Annotated in this window: 15 protein-coding genes and 4 tRNA genes; 16 read left to right on the plus strand and 3 right to left on the minus strand. The window is 59.4% G+C overall.

Annotated features, from left to right (window positions below):
- Positions 1-99: 99 nt before the first annotated feature.
- The 3 genes from ttcA to GCN75_RS07325 form a co-directional block, all read right to left on the minus strand.
- Entirely contained in the window at positions 100-1,035 is a 936-nt protein-coding gene (gene ttcA, locus GCN75_RS07315; RefSeq protein ID WP_152282067.1) for a tRNA 2-thiocytidine(32) synthetase TtcA, read from the minus strand.
- A 32-nt stretch (positions 1,036-1,067) separates the two neighbouring features.
- Positions 1,068-1,466 carry a dihydroneopterin aldolase gene (locus GCN75_RS07320; protein WP_046682033.1) on the minus strand — a complete coding sequence of 133 codons (399 nt, stop codon included), beginning with the start codon at positions 1,464-1,466 and terminating at the stop codon, positions 1,068-1,070.
- 63 nt (positions 1,467-1,529) lie between these two features.
- Positions 1,530-2,315 carry an SDR family oxidoreductase gene (locus tag GCN75_RS07325; RefSeq protein ID WP_152282010.1) on the minus strand — a complete coding sequence of 262 codons (786 nt, stop codon included), beginning with the start codon at positions 2,313-2,315 and terminating at the stop codon, positions 1,530-1,532.
- 102 nt (positions 2,316-2,417) lie between these two features.
- Between GCN75_RS07325 and GCN75_RS07330 the strand changes: the two genes are divergently transcribed.
- From GCN75_RS07330 to rpoB, 16 genes are all read left to right on the plus strand, one after another.
- The gene (locus tag GCN75_RS07330; protein WP_152282011.1) at positions 2,418-3,569 is read left to right on the plus strand and encodes a class I SAM-dependent methyltransferase; all 1,152 of its coding nucleotides are present in this window, start codon (positions 2,418-2,420) and stop codon (positions 3,567-3,569) included.
- A 149-nt stretch (positions 3,570-3,718) separates the two neighbouring features.
- The gene (locus GCN75_RS07335; protein WP_152282012.1) at positions 3,719-4,810 is read left to right on the plus strand and encodes a J domain-containing protein; all 1,092 of its coding nucleotides are present in this window, start codon (positions 3,719-3,721) and stop codon (positions 4,808-4,810) included.
- 63 nt (positions 4,811-4,873) lie between these two features.
- Positions 4,874-6,469 carry a DUF3369 domain-containing protein gene (locus GCN75_RS07340; protein WP_152282013.1) on the plus strand — a complete coding sequence of 532 codons (1,596 nt, stop codon included), beginning with the start codon at positions 4,874-4,876 and terminating at the stop codon, positions 6,467-6,469.
- Between the two features lie 122 nt (positions 6,470-6,591).
- Positions 6,592-8,238: a tetratricopeptide repeat-containing response regulator gene (locus GCN75_RS07345; RefSeq protein WP_152282014.1), complete on the plus strand. Its 1,647-nt coding sequence runs from the start codon at positions 6,592-6,594 to the stop codon at positions 8,236-8,238.
- A 222-nt stretch (positions 8,239-8,460) separates the two neighbouring features.
- Positions 8,461-8,545: transfer RNA gene (locus GCN75_RS07350), tRNA-Tyr, on the plus strand.
- Positions 8,546-8,607: 62 nt separating this feature from the next.
- Positions 8,608-8,681, plus strand: a tRNA-Gly gene (locus tag GCN75_RS07355).
- A 43-nt stretch (positions 8,682-8,724) separates the two neighbouring features.
- Positions 8,725-8,799: transfer RNA gene (locus GCN75_RS07360), tRNA-Thr, on the plus strand.
- A gap of 88 nt (positions 8,800-8,887) precedes the next feature.
- The gene (tuf, locus tag GCN75_RS07365; protein ID WP_077398776.1) at positions 8,888-10,078 is read left to right on the plus strand and encodes an elongation factor Tu; all 1,191 of its coding nucleotides are present in this window, start codon (positions 8,888-8,890) and stop codon (positions 10,076-10,078) included.
- A 66-nt stretch (positions 10,079-10,144) separates the two neighbouring features.
- Positions 10,145-10,220: transfer RNA gene (locus GCN75_RS07370), tRNA-Trp, on the plus strand.
- A gap of 32 nt (positions 10,221-10,252) precedes the next feature.
- On the plus strand, positions 10,253-10,636 hold the full coding sequence (gene secE, locus GCN75_RS07375; protein WP_010394308.1) for a preprotein translocase subunit SecE: 384 nt from the start codon (positions 10,253-10,255) through the stop codon (positions 10,634-10,636).
- The gene (gene nusG / locus GCN75_RS07380) at positions 10,636-11,262 is read left to right on the plus strand and encodes a transcription termination/antitermination protein NusG (RefSeq protein WP_034753130.1); all 627 of its coding nucleotides are present in this window, start codon (positions 10,636-10,638) and stop codon (positions 11,260-11,262) included. Before secE ends, nusG begins: the two co-directional genes overlap by 1 nt.
- A gap of 114 nt (positions 11,263-11,376) precedes the next feature.
- Positions 11,377-11,811, plus strand: coding sequence for a 50S ribosomal protein L11 (gene rplK, locus GCN75_RS07385; protein WP_034783246.1), 435 nt, complete (start codon positions 11,377-11,379; stop codon positions 11,809-11,811).
- Positions 11,811-12,506 carry a 50S ribosomal protein L1 gene (gene rplA / locus GCN75_RS07390; protein WP_034753134.1) on the plus strand — a complete coding sequence of 232 codons (696 nt, stop codon included), beginning with the start codon at positions 11,811-11,813 and terminating at the stop codon, positions 12,504-12,506. The genes rplK and rplA overlap by 1 nt, the downstream gene beginning before the upstream one ends.
- 320 nt (positions 12,507-12,826) lie before the next feature.
- Positions 12,827-13,366 carry a 50S ribosomal protein L10 gene (gene rplJ / locus GCN75_RS07395; RefSeq protein WP_071326751.1) on the plus strand — a complete coding sequence of 180 codons (540 nt, stop codon included), beginning with the start codon at positions 12,827-12,829 and terminating at the stop codon, positions 13,364-13,366.
- Between the two features lie 67 nt (positions 13,367-13,433).
- Entirely contained in the window at positions 13,434-13,805 is a 372-nt protein-coding gene (gene rplL / locus GCN75_RS07400; RefSeq protein ID WP_070223390.1) for a 50S ribosomal protein L7/L12, read from the plus strand.
- Positions 13,806-14,037: 232 nt separating this feature from the next.
- Complete coding sequence (gene rpoB, locus GCN75_RS07405) at positions 14,038-18,144, plus strand: DNA-directed RNA polymerase subunit beta (RefSeq protein WP_152282015.1); 4,107 nt, start codon at positions 14,038-14,040, stop codon at positions 18,142-18,144.
- Positions 18,145-18,194 lie beyond the last annotated feature (50 nt).

Below are 18,194 nucleotides of genomic sequence, written 5' to 3' on the forward strand. Positions count from 1 at the left end.
AGAGTTGCCTACGGTACAGCAAATGAGGGGAGGGGGAAAGAGGCGGGGCGCCGCCACCTGGGCGGTGGCGGCGAAACAACAGGGGCTGAGATCAGCCGATTACAGCGGTTGCAGCGGGATCGTGCCGAAGGTGGTGGGCGTCGAGCACGGTTCTTCGTCGAACGCGATGTCGCCCATGGGGTTGGCCACGCCGTCCGCCTTCAAATCCTTGAAACCGAACAGTTTCGGGTCCATCAGGTGCGATGGCGCCACGTTCGACAGGGCCGAGAAGATGCTTTCCACGCGGCCGGGGAATTTCTTGTCCCATTCTCGCATAAGGCCCTTGATCTGCTTGCGCTGCAGGTTTTCCTGCGAACCGCACAGGTCGCATGGAATGATGGGGAAGCCCTTGACTTCCGCATAGCGCTGCGTGTCTTCTTCCTTCACGTAGGCCATCGGGCGGATGACGATGTGCTTGCCGTCGTCCGATTGCAGCTTGGCCGGCATGCCTTTCAGTTTGCCGCCGAAGAACATATTCAGGAAGAAAGTTTCAAGAATGTCATCGCGGTGGTGGCCCAGGGCGATCTTGTTGGCGCCCAGCTCGTCGGCCACGCGGTACAGGATGCCGCGGCGCAGGCGCGAGCACAGCGAGCAGGTCGTCTTGCCTTCTGGAATCAGGCGCTTGACGATGCTGTAGGTATCCTGGTTTTCGATGTGGAAAGCCACGCCCAGTTCCGTCAGGTAGGCGGGCAGGATTTCCGGCGGGAAGTTAGGCTGCTTCTGGTCCAGGTTGACGGCGACGATATCGAAGTGAATCGGCGCGCGCTCGCGCAAGGTCATCAGGATGTCCAGCAGCGCGTAGCTGTCCTTGCCGCCCGACAGGCACACCATCACCTTGTCGCCGTCTTCGATCATATTGAAGTCGCTGATGGCCTGGCCCACCAGGCGGCACAGGCGCTTGTGCAGCTTGTTGTTTTCCAGGGCGATCTTTTCCGCCTTCTTGCGCGCCAGTTTCTGCGCTTCCACATTGGCCGGGATTTCCACGGCGGCCGTCATCGGTTCCATCACCGCGGCATTGTTCATGTTGCTCATGCTTCATCCTTGATCTTGAATACTTCCACGCCCACGCCTTCGCAGTCGGGATACACGTCCGGTTTCATGGACGACACGCGCGCGGCGCGCACGCGCGGGTGGGCCAGCATGGCGGCCAGCACGTCGTCGACCAGGCTTTCCTGCAGCTGCACGTGGCCTTGCGCCATGCGCTTGGCGATGGTTTCGCGCATGAAGTCGTAATCGACCACTTCTTCCAGCTGGTCATCCTTGGGCGTCGACAGGGCCAGGGGAATGTACAGGTCGACGTTGATGAGGACGCGCTGCTCGCCCTTTTTCTCGAAGTCGTAGACACCGATGTTGATGAGGACTTCGTAATTGCGCAGGAACAGGCGGCGGCAATCGGCCAGGCGAGGGTGGGACAGGGCGGACGACATAGTTTTACCTTTTAGGGAATGCTGGAATACTCGTTTTTGTTGCGTATGCGGTAGGGCTGCTGATTATTTGGTCAAAAACATGACGTCGCGCGGCAGCCCGATCAAATGCTGGCCGCCATCGACCAGCAGGGTGGTGCCCGTCAGCGCGCGCGCGCGGGCCACGTAACAGACGCTGTCGGCCACATCCTCGGGCGTGCTGGACCGTCCCAGCGGCGTGTTTTCATGTGCCTTGGTAAAGTTCGCTTCCGTTTGCTCGCCGGAGACCAGGGTGATGCCGGGGGCAATGCCCACCACGCGCACTTTCGGCGCCAGCGCCTGGGCCAGCATGGTGGTCGCCGACAGCAGCGCCGCCTTGGACAGGGTGTACGACAAAAAATCAGGATTGAGATTGTACAGTTTTTGGTCCAGCAAGTTGATGACCACGGCTTGTTCTCCCGGCGGCGTGGCCTGGTACAGCGCTTGCGCCAGCAGGATGGGGGCGGCCAGGTTGGCGTGCATGTGGGCGTCCAGCGCGGCGACGGAAAAATCGCCCGCATTGTCGTATTCAAACAACGATGCGTTGTTGACGATGCAAGTTACCGGTCCCAGCGCCGCCTGCGCCTGCGGCAGCAGCTGGCGTACGGTGTCTTCCTGGGCTAGGTCGCAGGGCAGGGCGTGGGCGCGGCGGCCCAGTGCGGCGATTTCCGCCACCAGGCTGAGCGCCTCGTCGCGCGAGTCGCGGTAATGGACGGCGATATCCCAGCCGTCGCGCGCCAGGCCCAGCGCGATGGCGCGGCCGATGCGGCGCGCCGCGCCCGTGACGAGGGCAACGCGGGGAGTGCTGTGTGGCAGTGTCGATGCTGGAGTCATGTCTTTATTTACTGTGCTTGTATGTGAAGTGCGCATGGCCGCCTCGGCCGGTGCCATGGCTGCTACTGGCGCCGTGGCCCGCCGATTCGCTACAATGCGGGAATGTCTCTTCCCGCACCCGATAGCGACGCGCTGGCCGCGTCCCATGCTTTGCAGCACCAGATTGCCGCCGAAATCGCGCGCAATGACGGCGCCATTCCCTTTGTCCGCTTCATGGAGCTGGCGCTGTACGCGCCTGACCTCGGCTATTACAGCGGCGGCGCCGCCAAGCTGGGCAAAGATGGCGATTTTACAACCGCGCCGGAGATTTCTCCCCTGTTCGGCGCCACCCTGGCCCATGTGGCAGCCGCTATTATGGCGCAAACGGCTCCGCGCATCCTCGAATTCGGCGCCGGCACGGGCAAGCTGGCTTTCGATATCCTGACGGAGGCGGCCAGCGCCGGCATCCATATAGAACAGTATGCGATCGTCGAATTGTCCGGCGAATTGCGCGCGCGCCAGGAGCTGGCGCTGGCCGCCTTCCCGCAAGTGGTGTGGCTTGACGGCTTTCCCGACAGTTTCGACGGCGCCGTGTTCGGCAATGAAGTGCTGGACGCCATGCCCGTCAACCTGATCAGCAAGACGCCCGCCGGCTGGTGCGAACTCGATGTCAGCATTGCCGATGGCCAATTCGTCTTCGTCGAGCGTCCTGCCGGCGCCGACGTGGCCGTGCAGATTGCCGCCCAGGTGCCCGAGGCCGACGCCTTGCCCGTCGGCTACGTCACGGAGATCCACGGCGTGGCTTGCGGCTTCATGCGCTCGCTGGCGCGCATGCTGATCAATGGCAAGGGCGGTGCGGCCGTGCTGTTCGACTACGGTTTCCCGGCGCACGAGTATTACCTGGACCTGCGCGCCACGGGCACCCTGATGTGCCATTACCGCCACCACGCGCATGCGGAACCGTTTTATCTGCCCGGCTTGCAGGACATCACGGCCCACGTCGACTTCACGGCCATGGCCGTGGCGGCGCAGGATGCGGGTCTCGATGTGCTCGCCTACATGAACCAGGCTTCCTTCCTGCTGGGCTCGGGGCTCGGCGATTTGCTGCTGCGCACCGATCCCCAGCAAGTCAAGACCTATTTGCCGCAGGCGAGCGCCGTGCAAAAGCTGGTCTCGCCAGCCGAGATGGGGGAATTGTTCAAGGTGCTGGCCGTGGGCCACCGCGTGGAGTTGCCGGAAGCGCTGTTGTCCGCTGACCGCAGCCATCGCCTGTAAGCGCCTGCAATATCAAGGCAGGGCAGTCCCGCCCTGCAATTTCCTGTTTGCTGGTGGTTATTATCTTGTCATATCGTATATGATGACCGACACAGCACGGTTCCATCCTGCAAGAACCCGTCGCCGCGCACCGATTTCAAGATAGAACGATGGGAAAGATACATACACACTATGACAACCTGAAAGTGGCGCGCCTGGCGCCGCAGGAAGTCATACGTGCCGCGTACAAAGCCCTCAGCCAGAAGTACCACCCGGACAAGAATCCCGGCGATGAAAAGGCCGCCCGCATCATGGCGATCCTCAACAGCGCCTATGGCACCTTGTCCGATCCGCAACGGCGCAAGGAACACGACGAGTGGATCGCTGCCGAGGAGTGGGAAATCGAATGGCTGGAAAGCACCCACCAGGAAGAGGGCAAGAGCCGCGATGGCCGCGCGAAAGGCCATGCCCAGCCGCATGAACATGCCTGGGCGCAGGATGTGCCGCCGCCGGCGGGCAAGCCGCGGCGCGGCATGCAGCCCGTCTGGCGCAACTGGCGCTGGTGGCTGAGTTTGCTGGTCTGCCTGTTGCTGGGCTGGCTGGGCGCCTTGCTGATGCTCGACACGTCCCAGCCCATGCCTGCCGCGCTGGCCTCGGCCTGGAGCGGGCTGGCCCGCGATGGCGCCAAGCCCCATGCGCCGGCGGCCACGCCAGCGTCCAGCTCTGCGCCGCCATCGAAAGGCGAGCCCGTGGCCGTCGATAGCTGGGCGGTAGGCAAGCCGTATGCGCCGGAACCCCAGCAAGCGAAGACGCCCGAGATCCGCGTGCTGGCCGTGTCCCAGCTGAGCCTGAAAGCCATCCAGCCCGCCTGCGATGGCGCAAGCAAGGCAGAGTCGGCATCGCTGGTGGCGCCGAATGGCGAACCGTGGCCCGTGCATTCCGGCTATGTCGATGGCTTCCCGATCGGTAACAAGGGCGATGAGCTGGCCGTGAGCATTGACAACGGCAGCAATGCCGCGCCCGTGTTCGTCAAACTGTATGACACGGAGCGGCGCTCGAACGTGCGCTACCTGTACATCCTCGCTTACGACAAGCTGCTGGTGGAGCAGCTCAGCGCGGGCAAGTATGAAGTGCGCTACCAGGCCGTGGGGCCCGGCCAGGACAGTTGCGGCAGCAGCACGCGCAGCGGTGCATCGGCCGCCACGTCGGCACCAGCCGCTGGCGACGATGGCGCGAAGAATCCTGTTGTAAGCAGCATCTAATCTGATTATGCTTGATAGGCGTCAACGCAGCGTCCACATCGAACTTATCCCTTAGGAGTATTCATGACCGACCTCAAAGCCGATGCAGATGATAACTGGCTGCTCGACGAGGATGAGCCGGTGGCCAGTCCTGCCGGGCTGGCCGCGCCCGACCAGCGCCTGTGGCGCGTGCTGATCGTCGACGATGACGTGGATGTGCATGCGGTAACGCGGCTGGCGCTGCGCAATGTCAGTTTCAAGGGCCGCGAACTGGAACTGTTCTCCGCCTACAGCGGCCGCGAGGCATTCGAGATCCTGCGCGACACGCCCGATATCGCCCTGGTCCTGCTCGATGTGGTGATGGAGACGGACGATGCGGGACTGATCCTGGCCAAGCGCATCCGTGCCGAACTGAACAATTCTATCGTGCGCGTCGTGCTGCGCACGGGCCAGCCGGGCCAGGCGCCCGAGCAGCGCGTCATCATCGAATACGACATCAACGATTACAAGGCCAAGACGGAGCTGACGACGCAGAAGCTGTTTACGACCGTCATCTCGGCCCTGCGCGCCTACGAGAGCCTGATGATGCTCGAGCGCAGCCGCATCGGCCTGGGCAAGATCCTGGCCGGCGCCACCAATCTGTACCAGATCCATTCCCTGCGTGAATTTGCTTCCGGCGTGCTCAACCAGGTCAGCGCCATCCTCGACGTGGGCGCCGACGGCGTGCTGTGCCTGATGCAGGGCGGTGCGGGGCGGCCCGAAGTGGTGGCCGCCACGGGTACCTATGCCGTGCTGGCCGAGTCCGAAGCCATGCCAAGCGACCATGCGCTCACGCCCACCATCGACAAGGCGTTTGCGGAAAAGCGCAGCCAGTTCGAGCATCCGGCCAACGTGCTGTTCATCCATACGGAAGGCAACCGCGAGCTGGCCATTTCCGTCACGCCGCCGTGGCCGCTGGCGCAGATCCAGCGCGACTTGCTGGAAGTGTTTTGCCAGCGCATCGCTGCCGCCTTCGACAACCTGTATATGTTCGGCCAGCTGCGCAAGGCGCAGGAAGCCACCGTCGTGGCGCTGGCCGACCTGGCCGAGTTCCGCGACAGCGACACGGGCGGCCACGTGCGGCGCGTGCAGCAATTGTCCGACGCCATCGCCCGCCGCATGCAGCAGCGCGGCGTGTATGCGGACGAGCTCACGCCGCAGCTGCTCGACATGATCGGCCTGGCCAGCATCCTGCACGACGTGGGCAAGGTGGCCACGCCGGACGCCGTGCTGCTCAAGCCGGGCAAGCATACGGATGAGGAACGGGCGCAGATGCAGCTGCATGCCAGCGTCGGGCGCACCATTCTCGAACGGGCCGCCAACATGGTCGACGGCGTCAGCTACCTCACGTATGGCGCGCAGATTGCCGGCGGCCACCACGAGCATTTCGATGGCGCCGGCTATCCGAACGGCCTGAAGGGGCGCGACATTCCCCTCGCCGCGCGCATCGTTGCCGTGGTCGACGTCTTCGATGCCTTGCTGCACGAGCGGCCTTACAAGGAGCCGTGGCCGTATCCGCAGGTGCGCGAATACATCGACCAGCGCCGCGGCAGCCAGTTCGACCCGGAAGTGGTGGCGGCGCTGCTGGACCTGATCGACCATGAGCCGCAACTGTGGCATCCGGAGCGCGCCATCGCCTGAGTTCGCGTTTTTCGACACGCCGCCATTCCCTTGCGCGCGGCGCCGTCATATACTCGGCAGCCTCATGCTGGCTGGCGCCACGCACCAGTGTGGCGCGCCGCGGAGTTTTCGGACATCACGACATGAAAGAACTCAAGGGCCTTAGCGCACTGATCATCGAGCCGCATCCGGGCATGCGCGCCAGCCTGCACAATATGCTCAACCTGTGCGGCCTGGCGAAGATCGATGACGCGGCCAGCTCGGGCCAGGCGATCCGCATGCTGGGCAGTAAATCGTACGACCTGATCCTGTGTGAATACGATCTCGACGGCGGGCAGGATGGCCAGCAGATGCTGGAAGACTTACGCCACCACAAACTGATGCACGCGTCGACCATGTTTTTCATGGTCACGGGCGAAGGCAGTTTCGCCAAGGTGGTCAGTGCCGTCGAGCTGCTGCCCACCGATTACATCCTCAAGCCATTTACCGCTGACAACATGCTGGAGCGCATCGGCCGCGCGCTGGACAAGCGCAATGCCTTCGTGCCCGTGTACGAGCTGATCGACGTGGGCAACGAGCGCGCGGCGATTGCCGCCTGCGCCGAGGGCGCCAGCCTGTATCCCCGCTACGCCACGGATTTCCTGCGCCTGCGCGCGGAGCTGCATCTGCTGCTGGGCGAGGCGGCCGACGCCGAACCGATCTACGCAGCCTTGTATGACGCCAAGGCCATCGGCTGGGCGCGCCTGGGGCAGGCCAAGACGCAATTTCTGCTGGGCGAGTACGAAGCGGCGCAGGGCATGCTGGAAGGGCTGCTGGAAAACAACAAGCGTTTCCTCGACGCGTATGACTGGCTGGCGCGCACGCATTTGGCGCAAGGCAAGCCGGAACTGGCGCAGGCGGCCCTGAGCGAGGCCGTGGCCCTGTCGCCGCACGCCGTGCGCCGCTTGCGCCGCCTGGGCGAGGCGGCGCTGGCGGCCGACGATATCGACATGGCGGAAAAATCCCTGAAGCTGGTGGTCAGCAAGGCCAAGTATTCGGAATTCCGCGACCCGGAAGACCATGTGCGCCTCGTGCAGACCCTGGTGCGCAAGGGCGATCCGCTGCAGGTGGGGGCCGTGATCCGCGATCTCGACAAGTCGATGGGCGGGCAAAAGAATACGGAGCTGTGCAGCGCCCTGTGCAGCGCCATGCTGCACGCGCATACGGGCAACGAGGAGCGCCTGCAGCAATCGCTCGATGCGGCGCTGGCCGCCAACCGCCACAGCGTGGGAAGTTCGAACATGCTGAAAACGGAGCTGGCGCGCCACTGCCTGGCCCATGGGCGCGAAGACGGCGCAGCCGAGGTGATGCGCGAAGTCATGCGCAATGCGCCCGACAGCGCGGCCATGACGCGCGCCATGGCCGTGTTCGAGCAGGCGGGGCGCGAAGAGCTGGCCAAGGCGCTGGCGCGGCAAAGCCGCCAGGAAGTGGCCGACATGGTGGCGGCCGGCGCCGCCAGGGCGGGCGAGGGCGATTTCCGCGGCGCCGTCGATCTGATGGGCGAAGCCGTCACGCGCCTGCCCGACAATCCGCAAGTGGTGTTCAATGCGGCCGTGGCCGTGCTCAAATGCCTGGAGCACGAAGGCTGGGATGAGCGCATGGGGCAGCAGGCGCTGACGTTTATTGCCGGCGTGCGCCGCCTTGACCCGCGCAACCCCAAATTGCCCGTGCTGTCCGGCCTGCATCAGCAGTTATTGCGTAAATATAAGCCCCATGGCAACACCTGGATGCATCCGCCTGACGCCCGGTAAAAGGGAAAAATGACGGGAAAATGCGGCTTGCCGGCAGGGGGGATAAAAAAAATGCGAAAAAAGACGACTTTTTCTCGCCAACCCTTGCACTTTCTCAAATCGGGAGCTTATAATCACGCCCCGAAGCAGCCAACTTCTTCTTTATACGCAAATGCAGCAGTCAGGCATCAGCAAATAAGGTTGACAGTTGTGAGTAGATGCTTCATACTCTGCGGTTCCCGCGGAGGGGTGGCCGAGTGGTTAAAGGCGACAGACTGTAAATCTGTTCTCTATGAGTACGCTGGTTCGAATCCAGCCCCCTCCACCAAGTTTTTGCAAGGAAAACTGGGTAGTAGCAAAAGTAAGTGAAGATAAAGTGAACGATACCTCGCGGGTGTAGCTCAATGGTAGAGCAGAAGCCTTCCAAGCTTACGACGAGGGTTCGATTCCCTTCACCCGCTCCAGTTTCCGTTCAGATGCTTGATGCATCGCATGCAACAAATTACAGCCCTTGTAGCTCAGTGGTAGAGCACTCCCTTGGTAAGGGAGAGGCCACGTGTTCGATCCACGTCAAGGGCACCAGAATTCGCAGCAGGCAGCACAGAAGCAATTCAAACCAGACCGTCGGGCGTGTGCCTGAGCAATCTAATCAAATCATTAGGAGTTCAAAATGGCAAAAGGTAAATTCGAACGGACCAAGCCGCACGTCAACGTCGGCACCATCGGCCACGTCGACCACGGTAAAACCACGCTGACCGCTGCAATCGCAACGGTTCTGTCGAAGAAATTCGGCGGCGAAGCTAAAGCATACGACCAGATCGATGCGGCTCCAGAAGAAAAAGCGCGCGGTATCACGATTAACACCGCCCACGTCGAGTACGAAACGGAAACGCGTCACTACGCGCACGTTGACTGCCCAGGCCACGCCGATTACATCAAAAACATGATTACCGGTGCTGCCCAGATGGACGGTGCGATCCTGGTGTGCTCCGCAGCTGACGGCCCAATGCCACAGACCCGCGAACACATCCTGCTGGCCCGCCAAGTTGGCGTTCCATATATCATCGTGTTCCTGAATAAGTGCGACCTGGTCGATGACGCAGAGCTGCTGGAACTGGTTGAAATGGAAGTGCGCGAGCTGTTGTCGAAGTACGAATTCCCAGGCGACGACCTGCCAATCATCAAAGGTTCGGCACGTATGGCGCTGGAAGGCAAAGAAGGCGAAATGGGCGTTGACGCAGTGCTGCGTCTGGCCGATGCGCTGGATGCCTACATCCCAACGCCAGAGCGCGCTGTTGACGGTGCATTCCTGATGCCAGTGGAAGACGTGTTCTCGATCTCGGGTCGCGGTACCGTTGTGACCGGTCGTATCGAGCGCGGCATTGTTAAAGTCGGCGAAGAGATCGAAATCGTTGGTATCACCGATACCGTCAAAACGACTTGCACCGGCGTGGAAATGTTCCGCAAACTGCTGGACCAAGGTCAAGCAGGCGACAACGTTGGTCTGCTGCTGCGCGGCACCAAGCGTGAAGACGTGCAACGTGGTCAAGTTCTGGCAAAACCAGGCTCGATCAAGCCACACGCCCACTTCACCGGCGAGATCTATGTTCTGTCGAAAGACGAAGGCGGCCGTCATACGCCATTCTTCAACAACTATCGTCCACAGTTCTACTTCCGTACGACGGACGTAACCGGTTCGATCGAGTTGCCAGCAGACAAAGAAATGGTTATGCCAGGCGATAACGTGTCGATCACCGTCAAGCTGATCAACCCGATCGCGATGGAAGAAGGTCTGCGCTTCGCTATCCGCGAAGGCGGCCGTACCGTCGGCGCCGGCGTGGTTGCAAAAATCATCGCATAAGGAAATGTTATGCTTCCACCCGGGGCGTCCTGGGTGGTAGAATAGCACTCCTCGAAAGTTTTACGTAGGGACGTAGCTCAATTGGCAGAGCGTCGGTCTCCAAAACCGAAGGTTGGGGGTTCGATGCCCTCCGTCCCTGCCACCGTCAAGGTGCAGGGCACCGAAAGTAGAAAAATGTCAAATCAATCCGTGCAAACCGTTAGCACGTCGAGTGACAAGATAAAAGTCGCGCTGGCAATAGTGGCTGCGATTGCAGGAGTAGTCGGGTTTTATTACCTGGCAGGCCAACCAGCTCTGGTGCGTGCAAGCGCGCTTGTGGCTGGTTTGGTTATTGCTGTTGCGCTCTTGTATGTCTCGACGACCGGCCGTGAATTTCTCAATTTCGCCAAAGAAGCTGTGCGCGAAACCAAGAAAGTCGTTTGGCCTACCCGCAAAGAAGCCACGCAGATTACTGCGATCGTGTTTGCCTTTGTGCTGGTCATGGCGATTTTCCTGTGGGGCACGGATAAATTGCTCGAGTTTTTGTTGTATGACGTAATTCTGGGTTGGAAAAAATAATGAGCGAAAATGTGCATGATGAAGCGGCGGACGAGTCCGTTCCGGGCGACGCTCCGGTAGCGGACACTGGTGCAGCGCTGAGCGTGCCAGTGAGCAGCAAGCGCTGGTATGTCGTGCATGCTTATTCCGGCATGGAAAAAAGCGTCATGCGCGCACTGACCGAGCGCATCGAGCGCGCGGGCATGCAAGACCAGTTCGGCCAGATCCTGGTGCCGATCGAAGAAGTGGTCGAAGTCAAGAATGGCGTCAAGTCCGTCACCGAACGTCGTTTCTATCCTGGCTATGTGCTGGTTGAAATGGAAATGACGGACGAGAGCTGGCACTTGGTGAAGAACACCAGCAAGGTTACCGGTTTCATTGGTGGCAAGTCGAACAAGCCGACGCCGATCTCCGCGCGCGAAATCGACGGCATCATGAAGCAGATGCAAGAGGGTGTTGAGAAGCCCCGTCCAAAAACCTTGTACGAGGTGGGCGAGCAAGTCCGCATCAAGGATGGTCCGTTTACCGATTTCAACGGCAATGTCGAAGAAGTCAATTACGAGAAATCCAAAGTACGCGTCTCGGTCACCATCTTCGGCCGCGCTACCCCGGTAGAGCTCGAATTCGGCCAGGTCGAAAAAGTTTAAGTTGTATCAGCGCCACCAGGAGCGCCGCGGCAGTCTCAGCGAAATCCGGTCAGAGGAGCCCCGCCAAGGTAGGATCGGCGGGGCGCTACTACTCAATCCAAGATAGGAGCCATCATGGCAAAGAAAATCATTGGTTTTATCAAGCTGCAAGTGCCAGCTGGTAAAGCAAACCCATCCCCACCAATCGGTCCAGCTCTGGGTCAACGCGGTCTGAACATCATGGAATTCTGCAAAGCGTTCAACGCGCAGACCCAAGGTATGGAACCAGGCATGCCGATCCCAGTCGTGATCACCGCGTTTGCGGACAAGTCCTTCACGTTCGTGATGAAGACGCCTCCAGCAACCTACCTGATCAAAAAAGCTGCTGCGATCACCAAAGGTTCGCCGAAGCCACATACCGACAAAGTCGGTACGCTGACCCGCGCACAAGCTGAAGAAATCGCTAAATTGAAAACCCCTGATCTGACCGCTGCCGACATGGATGCTGCTGTACGCACCATCGCTGGTTCCGCTCGTTCGATTGGTATCACGGTGGAAGGTGTTGTATAATGGCTAAGTTATCCAAACGTATCAAGGCTTTGAAAGCCAAAGTCGACCGTACCAAAGTGTACGCTTTCGACAACGCTGTCGCTCTGATCAAAGAGTGCGCAACGGCCAAGTTCAATGAATCGATCGACGTATCGGTACAACTGGGTGTTGATCCTAAGAAATCCGACCAAGTGGTGCGCGGCTCCGTCGTGCTGCCAGCTGGTACCGGCAAAACCGTACGCGTGGCAGTATTCGCGTCGGGCGAAAAAGCTGAAGCTGCCAAAGCAGCTGGCGCCGACATCGTTGGTATGGAAGACCTGGCTGAGCAGATCAAAGCCGGCGACATGCCTTTCGATATCGTTATCGCTTCGCCAGATACCATGCGTATCGTTGGTACCCTGGGTCAGATCCTGGGCCCACGCGGCATGATGCCTAACCCGAAAGTTGGCACTGTTACTCCTGACGTCGCTACCGCCGTGAAAAACGCGAAAGCCGGTCAAGTTCAGTACCGTACCGACAAATCCGGTATCATCCACGCTACCATCGGCCGTAAATCGTTCGCTGACGCAGATCTGAAATCGAATCTGGTCGCACTGATCGACGCACTGAACAAAGCCAAGCCAGCATCGAGCAAAGGCGTGTACCTGCGCAAAGTTTCGCTGTCGTCGACCATGGGCGCTGGCGTCCGTGTTGACCAGGCTAGCCTGGCAGCTTAAGTAACAGAATCAAGTCCTGTAGCGCCTTCGGGCGCTGCGGGCGCATCTTTGGGCTGTCTGCCCGGTGTTCGCACCAGGCAGGCAGACAATCAAAGACCGTTGGGCCGACTGCGATTGCACATGCAGAAGGTTAATAGGCTTGCCGGCAACGGCAAGTGCCCAACGCAGATGGTGTACCCGAACAAGTTTTGTAGTCCTCATGCTGCGTGAATCCATCCGCTCAGTTTAGTACTTCTTGACTTCGGACGCCGTGTTCGAACCGATGCAAGGCGCTCAACCACTCGGTTGTGATTGCCGAACATCATTTAAGGAGGTTGACCGTGAGTCTCAATCTGAATGACAAAAAGGCCGTCGTCGCCGAAGTTTCCGCACAAGTAGCAGCTGCGCAAACGATCGTCGTGGCCGAATATCGTGGCATCCAGGTTGGTCACTTGACGCAACTGCGTGCTAAAGCGCGTGCCCAAGGCGTGTACCTGCGTGTGTTGAAAAACACTCTGGCTCGTCGCTCCGTTGAAGGTACCGCATTCGCCAGCCTGGCAGATGCCATGACCGGCCCGTTGATCTACTCGATCTCGGCCGATGCCGTTGCAGCAGCTAAAGTCATCGCTGACTTCGCTAAAACCAACGACAAACTGGTCATCAAAGCAGGTAACTACGCAGGCAAGCCGCTGGATACAGCTGCTGTCACCGCGTTGGCGAGCATTCCTAGCCGTGAAGTTCTCATTTCGCAGTTGTTGGGCGTTATGCTGGCTCCGGTTTCGGGCTTTGCACGTGGTCTGGCTGCCCTGGCAGCGAAAAAAGGCGAAGGCGCCGAAGCTCCTGCAGAAGCAGCAGCAGAAGAAGCCCCAGCAGCCGCTTAATTGCGCGCGCTTTTTTCTCTCAGTACCAATCTGATGTAACTAACGTAATAAATTTAGGAGTTTCAAAATGGCAATTAGCAAAGACGATATCCTGGAAGCAGTTAGCGCCATGTCCGTAATGGACCTGAACGACCTGGTTAAAGCATTCGAAGAAAAATTCGGCGTGTCCGCAGCAGCAATGGCTTCGGCCGGTCCTGCAGCAGGCCCAGCAGCAGCTGCTGAAGAGCAAACCGAGTTCAACGTTGTTCTGGACACCTTCGGCGCAAACAAAGTTGGCGTCATTAAAGCAGTTCGCGAAATCACCGGCCTGGGCTTGAAAGAAGCTAAAGACCTGGTCGATGGCGCACCAAAAACTGTGAAAGAAGCAGTATCGAAAGCTGATGCAGAAGCAGCAGTTAAGAAACTGGTAGAAGCCGGCGCAACCGCTTCGATGAAGTAATATCTGTACCGGCGTCAGTTAGCGCCCGAGTCAAAGTCTGAGGTTTCCCCTCGCAAGGGGGGAAATCCGACTTTGGCTCCTTTGTCGTCTGTATCGTATTTGTAGCAGCAGTTTTGTTCGATTCAAGCCGGAAAGCAGAGCCTTGAGGTTTCGTCTGTGTCACACGCAGCGGTGCAAACGAACACTTGCAAAACCTGAATTTTCTATCCTTTCTGTCACTCACGGAGTGTCCATGCACTACTCATTTACTGAGAAGAAACGCATTCGCAAATCATTCGCGAAGCGCGCCAACGTTCACCACGTTCCGTTCCTGCTGGCGACCCAGCTCGAGTCTTATCATAGTTTCTTGCAAGAGGACATAGCACCGTCCGGCCGCAAGAATGATGGCCTGCAGTCGGCTTTCACTTCGATTTTCCCTATCGTTTCGCACAATGGTTTTGCGCGTCTCGAATTCTTGTCGTACGTTCTGGGCGATCCTGCCTTTGACGTCAAAGAATGTCAACAACGTGGCCTGACGTTCGCGTCGCCGCTGCGCGCGAAAGTGCGCCTGGTGATCCTGGACAAGGAATCGCCAACCAAGCCTGTCGTCAAGGAAATGAAAGAACAGGAAGTCTACATGGGCGAATTGCCGCTCATGACGACCACCGGTTCGTTCGTCATCAACGGCACGGAGCGGGTGATCGTTTCCCAGCTGCACCGTTCGCCTGGCGTGTTCTTCGAGCACGACCGCGGCAAGACCCACTCGTCCGGTAAACTGCTGTTCTCTGCGCGTATCATTCCTTACCGCGGTTCGTGGCTGGACTTCGAGTTCGACCCGAAAGACATCCTGTTCTTCCGCGTCGACCGCCGCCGCAAGATGCCCGTCACGATCCTGCTCAAAGCCATCGGCATGTCGCACGAGCAAATCCTTGCGAACTTCTTCGTCTTCGACAATTTCAACCTGCGCTCCGAAGGCGCGGAAATGGAATTCGTCTCCGAGCGTCTGCGCGGCGAAGTGGCGCGCTTTGACATCGTCGACAAGTCGGGCAAGACCCTGGTGCTGAAAGACAAGCGTATCAACGCCAAGCACGTGCGTGATATCGAAGCTGCCGGCATCAAGCACATTTCCGTACCGGAAGACTACCTGCTGGGCCGCGTATTGGCGAAGAACATCGTCGATGGCGACACCGGCGAAGTCGTCGCGTCCGCGAACGATGAGCTGACGGAAGACCTGCTGGGCCGCCTGCGCGATGCCAACATTTCCGAAATCCAGACCTTGTACACCAACGATCTGGATCAGGGCGCCTACATCTCGCAAACCCTGCGTATCGACGACACCGCCGACCAGATGGCTGCGAAAGTGGCGATCTACCGCATGATGCGTCCAGGCGAACCGCCAACGGAAGATTCCGTTGAAGCGCTGTTCAACGGCCTGTTCTACAACTCGGACCGCTACGACCTGTCGGCCGTGGGCCGCATGAAGTTCAACCGCCGCATTGGCCGCGATGAACTGACGGGCGCCATGACCCTGTCGAACGAAGACGTGCTGGCCGTGATCAAGATCCTGGTGGAACTGCGCAATGGCCGCGGCGAAGTCGACGATATCGATCACCTGGGCAACCGTCGCGTACGTTGCGTGGGCGAACTGGCCGAGAATCAATTCCGCGCCGGCCTGGTGCGTGTTGAGCGCGCCGTCAAGGAACGCCTCGGCCAAGCCGAAGCGGACAACCTGATGCCGCACGACCTGATCAACTCGAAGCCGATTTCGGCCGCGATTCGCGAGTTCTTCGGTTCATCCCAGCTGTCGCAGTTCATGGACCAAACCAATCCTCTGTCGGAAATTACCCACAAGCGCCGCGTATCGGCTCTGGGACCCGGCGGTCTGACACGCGAACGCGCCGGCTTTGAAGTGCGCGACGTGCATCCGACCCACTACGGCCGCGTCTGCCCGATCGAGACACCGGAAGGTCCGAACATTGGTCTGATCAACTCGCTGGCTCTGTATGCCCGCCTGAATGAATACGGCTTCCTGGAAACCCCATACCGCAAGGTCGAAGGCTCCAAGATTACCGATCAGATCGACTACCTGTCCGCCATCGAAGAAGGCCGCTACATCATCGCTCAGGCGAATGCGACCATCAACGACGAAGGCATGCTGTCCGATGAACTGGTCTCGGCCCGTGAAGCTGGCGAAACCATCCTGGTCTCCCCGGAGCGCATCCAGTACATGGACGTGGCGCCAGGCCAGATCGTTTCCGTCGCTGCCTCGCTGATTCCGTTCCTCGAACACGATGATGCGAACCGTGCATTGATGGGCGCCAACATGCAACGCCAGGCTGTGCCTTGCTTGCGTCCGGAAAAAGCGCTGGTCGGTACCGGTATCGAACGCACCGTTGCGGTCGACTCGGGCACCACCGTGCAAGCGCTGCGTGGCGGTATCGTCGATTACATCGATGCGGGCCGTGTCGTGATTCGCGTGAACGATGACGAAGCGCAAGCTGGTGAAGTGGGCGTCGACATCTACAACCTGATCAAGTACACCCGTTCGAACCAGAACACCAACATCAACCAGCGTCCTATCGTGCAAGTGGGCGATCGTGTTGCCAAGCGCGACGTGATCGCCGACGGCGCATCGACCGACCTGGGTGAATTGGCGCTGGGCCAGAACATGACCGTGGCCTTCATGCCATGGAATGGTCTGAACTTCGAAGATTCGATCCTGATCTCGGAAAACGTCGTCAAGGACGACCGCTACACCTCGATTCATATCGAAGAGTTGTCGGTGGTGGCCCGTGACACGAAACTGGGCGCGGAAGAAATTACGCGCGACATCTCGAACCTGGCTGAAAACCAGCTGGCTCGTCTGGATGAATCCGGTATCGTCTACATCGGCGCGGAAGTACAAGCCGGTGACACCCTGGTCGGTAAGGTAACGCCTAAAGGCGAAACCCAGCTGACCCCGGAAGAGAAGCTGCTGCGCGCGATTTTCGGCGAAAAAGCCTCGGACGTGAAAGATACCTCGCTGCGCGTGCCTTCGGGCATGATCGGTACCGTGATCGACGTGCAAGTCTTCACCCGTGAAGGCATCGTGCGCGACAAGCGTGCCCAGCAAATTATCGATGACGAGCTGAAGCGTTTCCGTCTGGACTTGAACGACCAGATGCGTATCGTGGAAGGCGATGCCTTCCAGCGTCTGGAAAAGATGCTGATCGGCAAAGTTGTCAACGGCGGCCCGAAAAAGCTGGCCAAAGGCGCCAAGATCACCAAGGAATACCTGGCCGATCTGGACAAATACCACTGGTTCGACATCCGCCCTGCGGACGACGATGCCGCGGTAGCGCTGGAAGCGATCAAGGAATCGATCAACGAGAAGCGTCACCAGTTCGATCTGGCCTTCGAAGAGAAGCGCAAGAAACTGACGCAAGGCGATGAGCTGCAGCCAGGCGTGCAAAAAATGGTCAAGGTGTACCTGGCCGTGAAACGCCGCCTGCAGTCGGGCGACAAGATGGCAGGTCGCCACGGTAACAAGGGTGTGGTTTCCCGTATTGTTCCTGTGGAAGATATGCCATACATGGCCGACGGCACGCCAGCCGACGTTGTGCTGAACCCGCTGGGCGTTCCTTCGCGGATGAACGTTGGTCAGATTCTCGAGACTCACTTGGGCTGGGCTGCCAAGGGTCTGGGTATCCGCATCGGCGAAATGCTGAAGGCGCAAACCAAGGTCGAGCAAGTGCGCAAGTACCTGACGACGATCTACAACGACAACGGCCGTGCCGAAGAGTTGAACGACTTCGACGACGAAGAGATCATGAAGCTGGCGGAAAACCTGAAAAAAGGTGTTCCATTCGCCACGCCAGTGTTCGACGGCGCCAATGAAGAAGAGATCCGCCGCATGCTGGACCTGGCGTATCCGGACGACATCGCCAAGAACCTGGGCATGACCGCTTCGAAAAACCAGGTGACCATGTATGACGGTCGCACCGGTGAAGCGTTCGAGCGCAAGGTTACTGTCGGCGTCATGCACATGCTGAAACTGCATCACTTGGTCGATGACAAGATGCATGCGCGTTCGACCGGTCCTTACTCGCTGGTAACGCAGCAGCCGCTGGGTGGTAAAGCCCAGTTCGGTGGTCAGCGTTTCGGTGAGATGGAAGTCTGGGCACTGGAAGCGTATGGCGCGTCGTATGTCTTGCAAGAGATGTTGACCGTCAAGTCCGATGACGTGAATGGCCGTACCAAAGTGTACGAGAACCTCGTCAAGGGCGACCACGTGATCGACGCCGGCATGCCGGAATCGTTCAACGTGCTGGTCAAGGAAATCCGTTCGCTGGGTATCGATATCGACCTCGAACGCAACTAAAAGACAGCCACCTGTCATTTGGTTTGGGAAACACAAAGCCCGGCTGGGAA

Source organism: Janthinobacterium violaceinigrum (assembly GCF_009208555.1).
GTDB classification, from domain to species: domain Bacteria; phylum Pseudomonadota; class Gammaproteobacteria; order Burkholderiales; family Burkholderiaceae_D; genus Janthinobacterium; species Janthinobacterium violaceinigrum.

Coding starts and splice junctions, on each gene's coding strand:
- ttcA (WP_152282067.1), bottom strand. CDS start 1,035: ATGACGGCCGCCGTGGAAATCCCGGCCAATGTGGAAGCGCAGAAACTG.
- GCN75_RS07320 (WP_046682033.1), bottom strand. CDS start 1,466: ATGTCGTCCGCCCTGTCCCACCCTCGCCTGGCCGATTGCCGCCGCCTG.
- GCN75_RS07325 (WP_152282010.1), bottom strand. CDS start 2,315: ATGACTCCAGCATCGACACTGCCACACAGCACTCCCCGCGTTGCCCTC.
- GCN75_RS07330 (WP_152282011.1), top strand. CDS start 2,418: ATGTCTCTTCCCGCACCCGATAGCGACGCGCTGGCCGCGTCCCATGCT.
- GCN75_RS07335 (WP_152282012.1), top strand. CDS start 3,719: ATGGGAAAGATACATACACACTATGACAACCTGAAAGTGGCGCGCCTG.
- GCN75_RS07340 (WP_152282013.1), top strand. CDS start 4,874: ATGACCGACCTCAAAGCCGATGCAGATGATAACTGGCTGCTCGACGAG.
- GCN75_RS07345 (WP_152282014.1), top strand. CDS start 6,592: ATGAAAGAACTCAAGGGCCTTAGCGCACTGATCATCGAGCCGCATCCG.
- tuf (WP_077398776.1), top strand. CDS start 8,888: ATGGCAAAAGGTAAATTCGAACGGACCAAGCCGCACGTCAACGTCGGC.
- secE (WP_010394308.1), top strand. CDS start 10,253: ATGTCAAATCAATCCGTGCAAACCGTTAGCACGTCGAGTGACAAGATA.
- nusG (WP_034753130.1), top strand. CDS start 10,636: ATGAGCGAAAATGTGCATGATGAAGCGGCGGACGAGTCCGTTCCGGGC.
- rplK (WP_034783246.1), top strand. CDS start 11,377: ATGGCAAAGAAAATCATTGGTTTTATCAAGCTGCAAGTGCCAGCTGGT.
- rplA (WP_034753134.1), top strand. CDS start 11,811: ATGGCTAAGTTATCCAAACGTATCAAGGCTTTGAAAGCCAAAGTCGAC.
- rplL (WP_070223390.1), top strand. CDS start 13,434: ATGGCAATTAGCAAAGACGATATCCTGGAAGCAGTTAGCGCCATGTCC.
- rpoB (WP_152282015.1), top strand. CDS start 14,038: ATGCACTACTCATTTACTGAGAAGAAACGCATTCGCAAATCATTCGCG.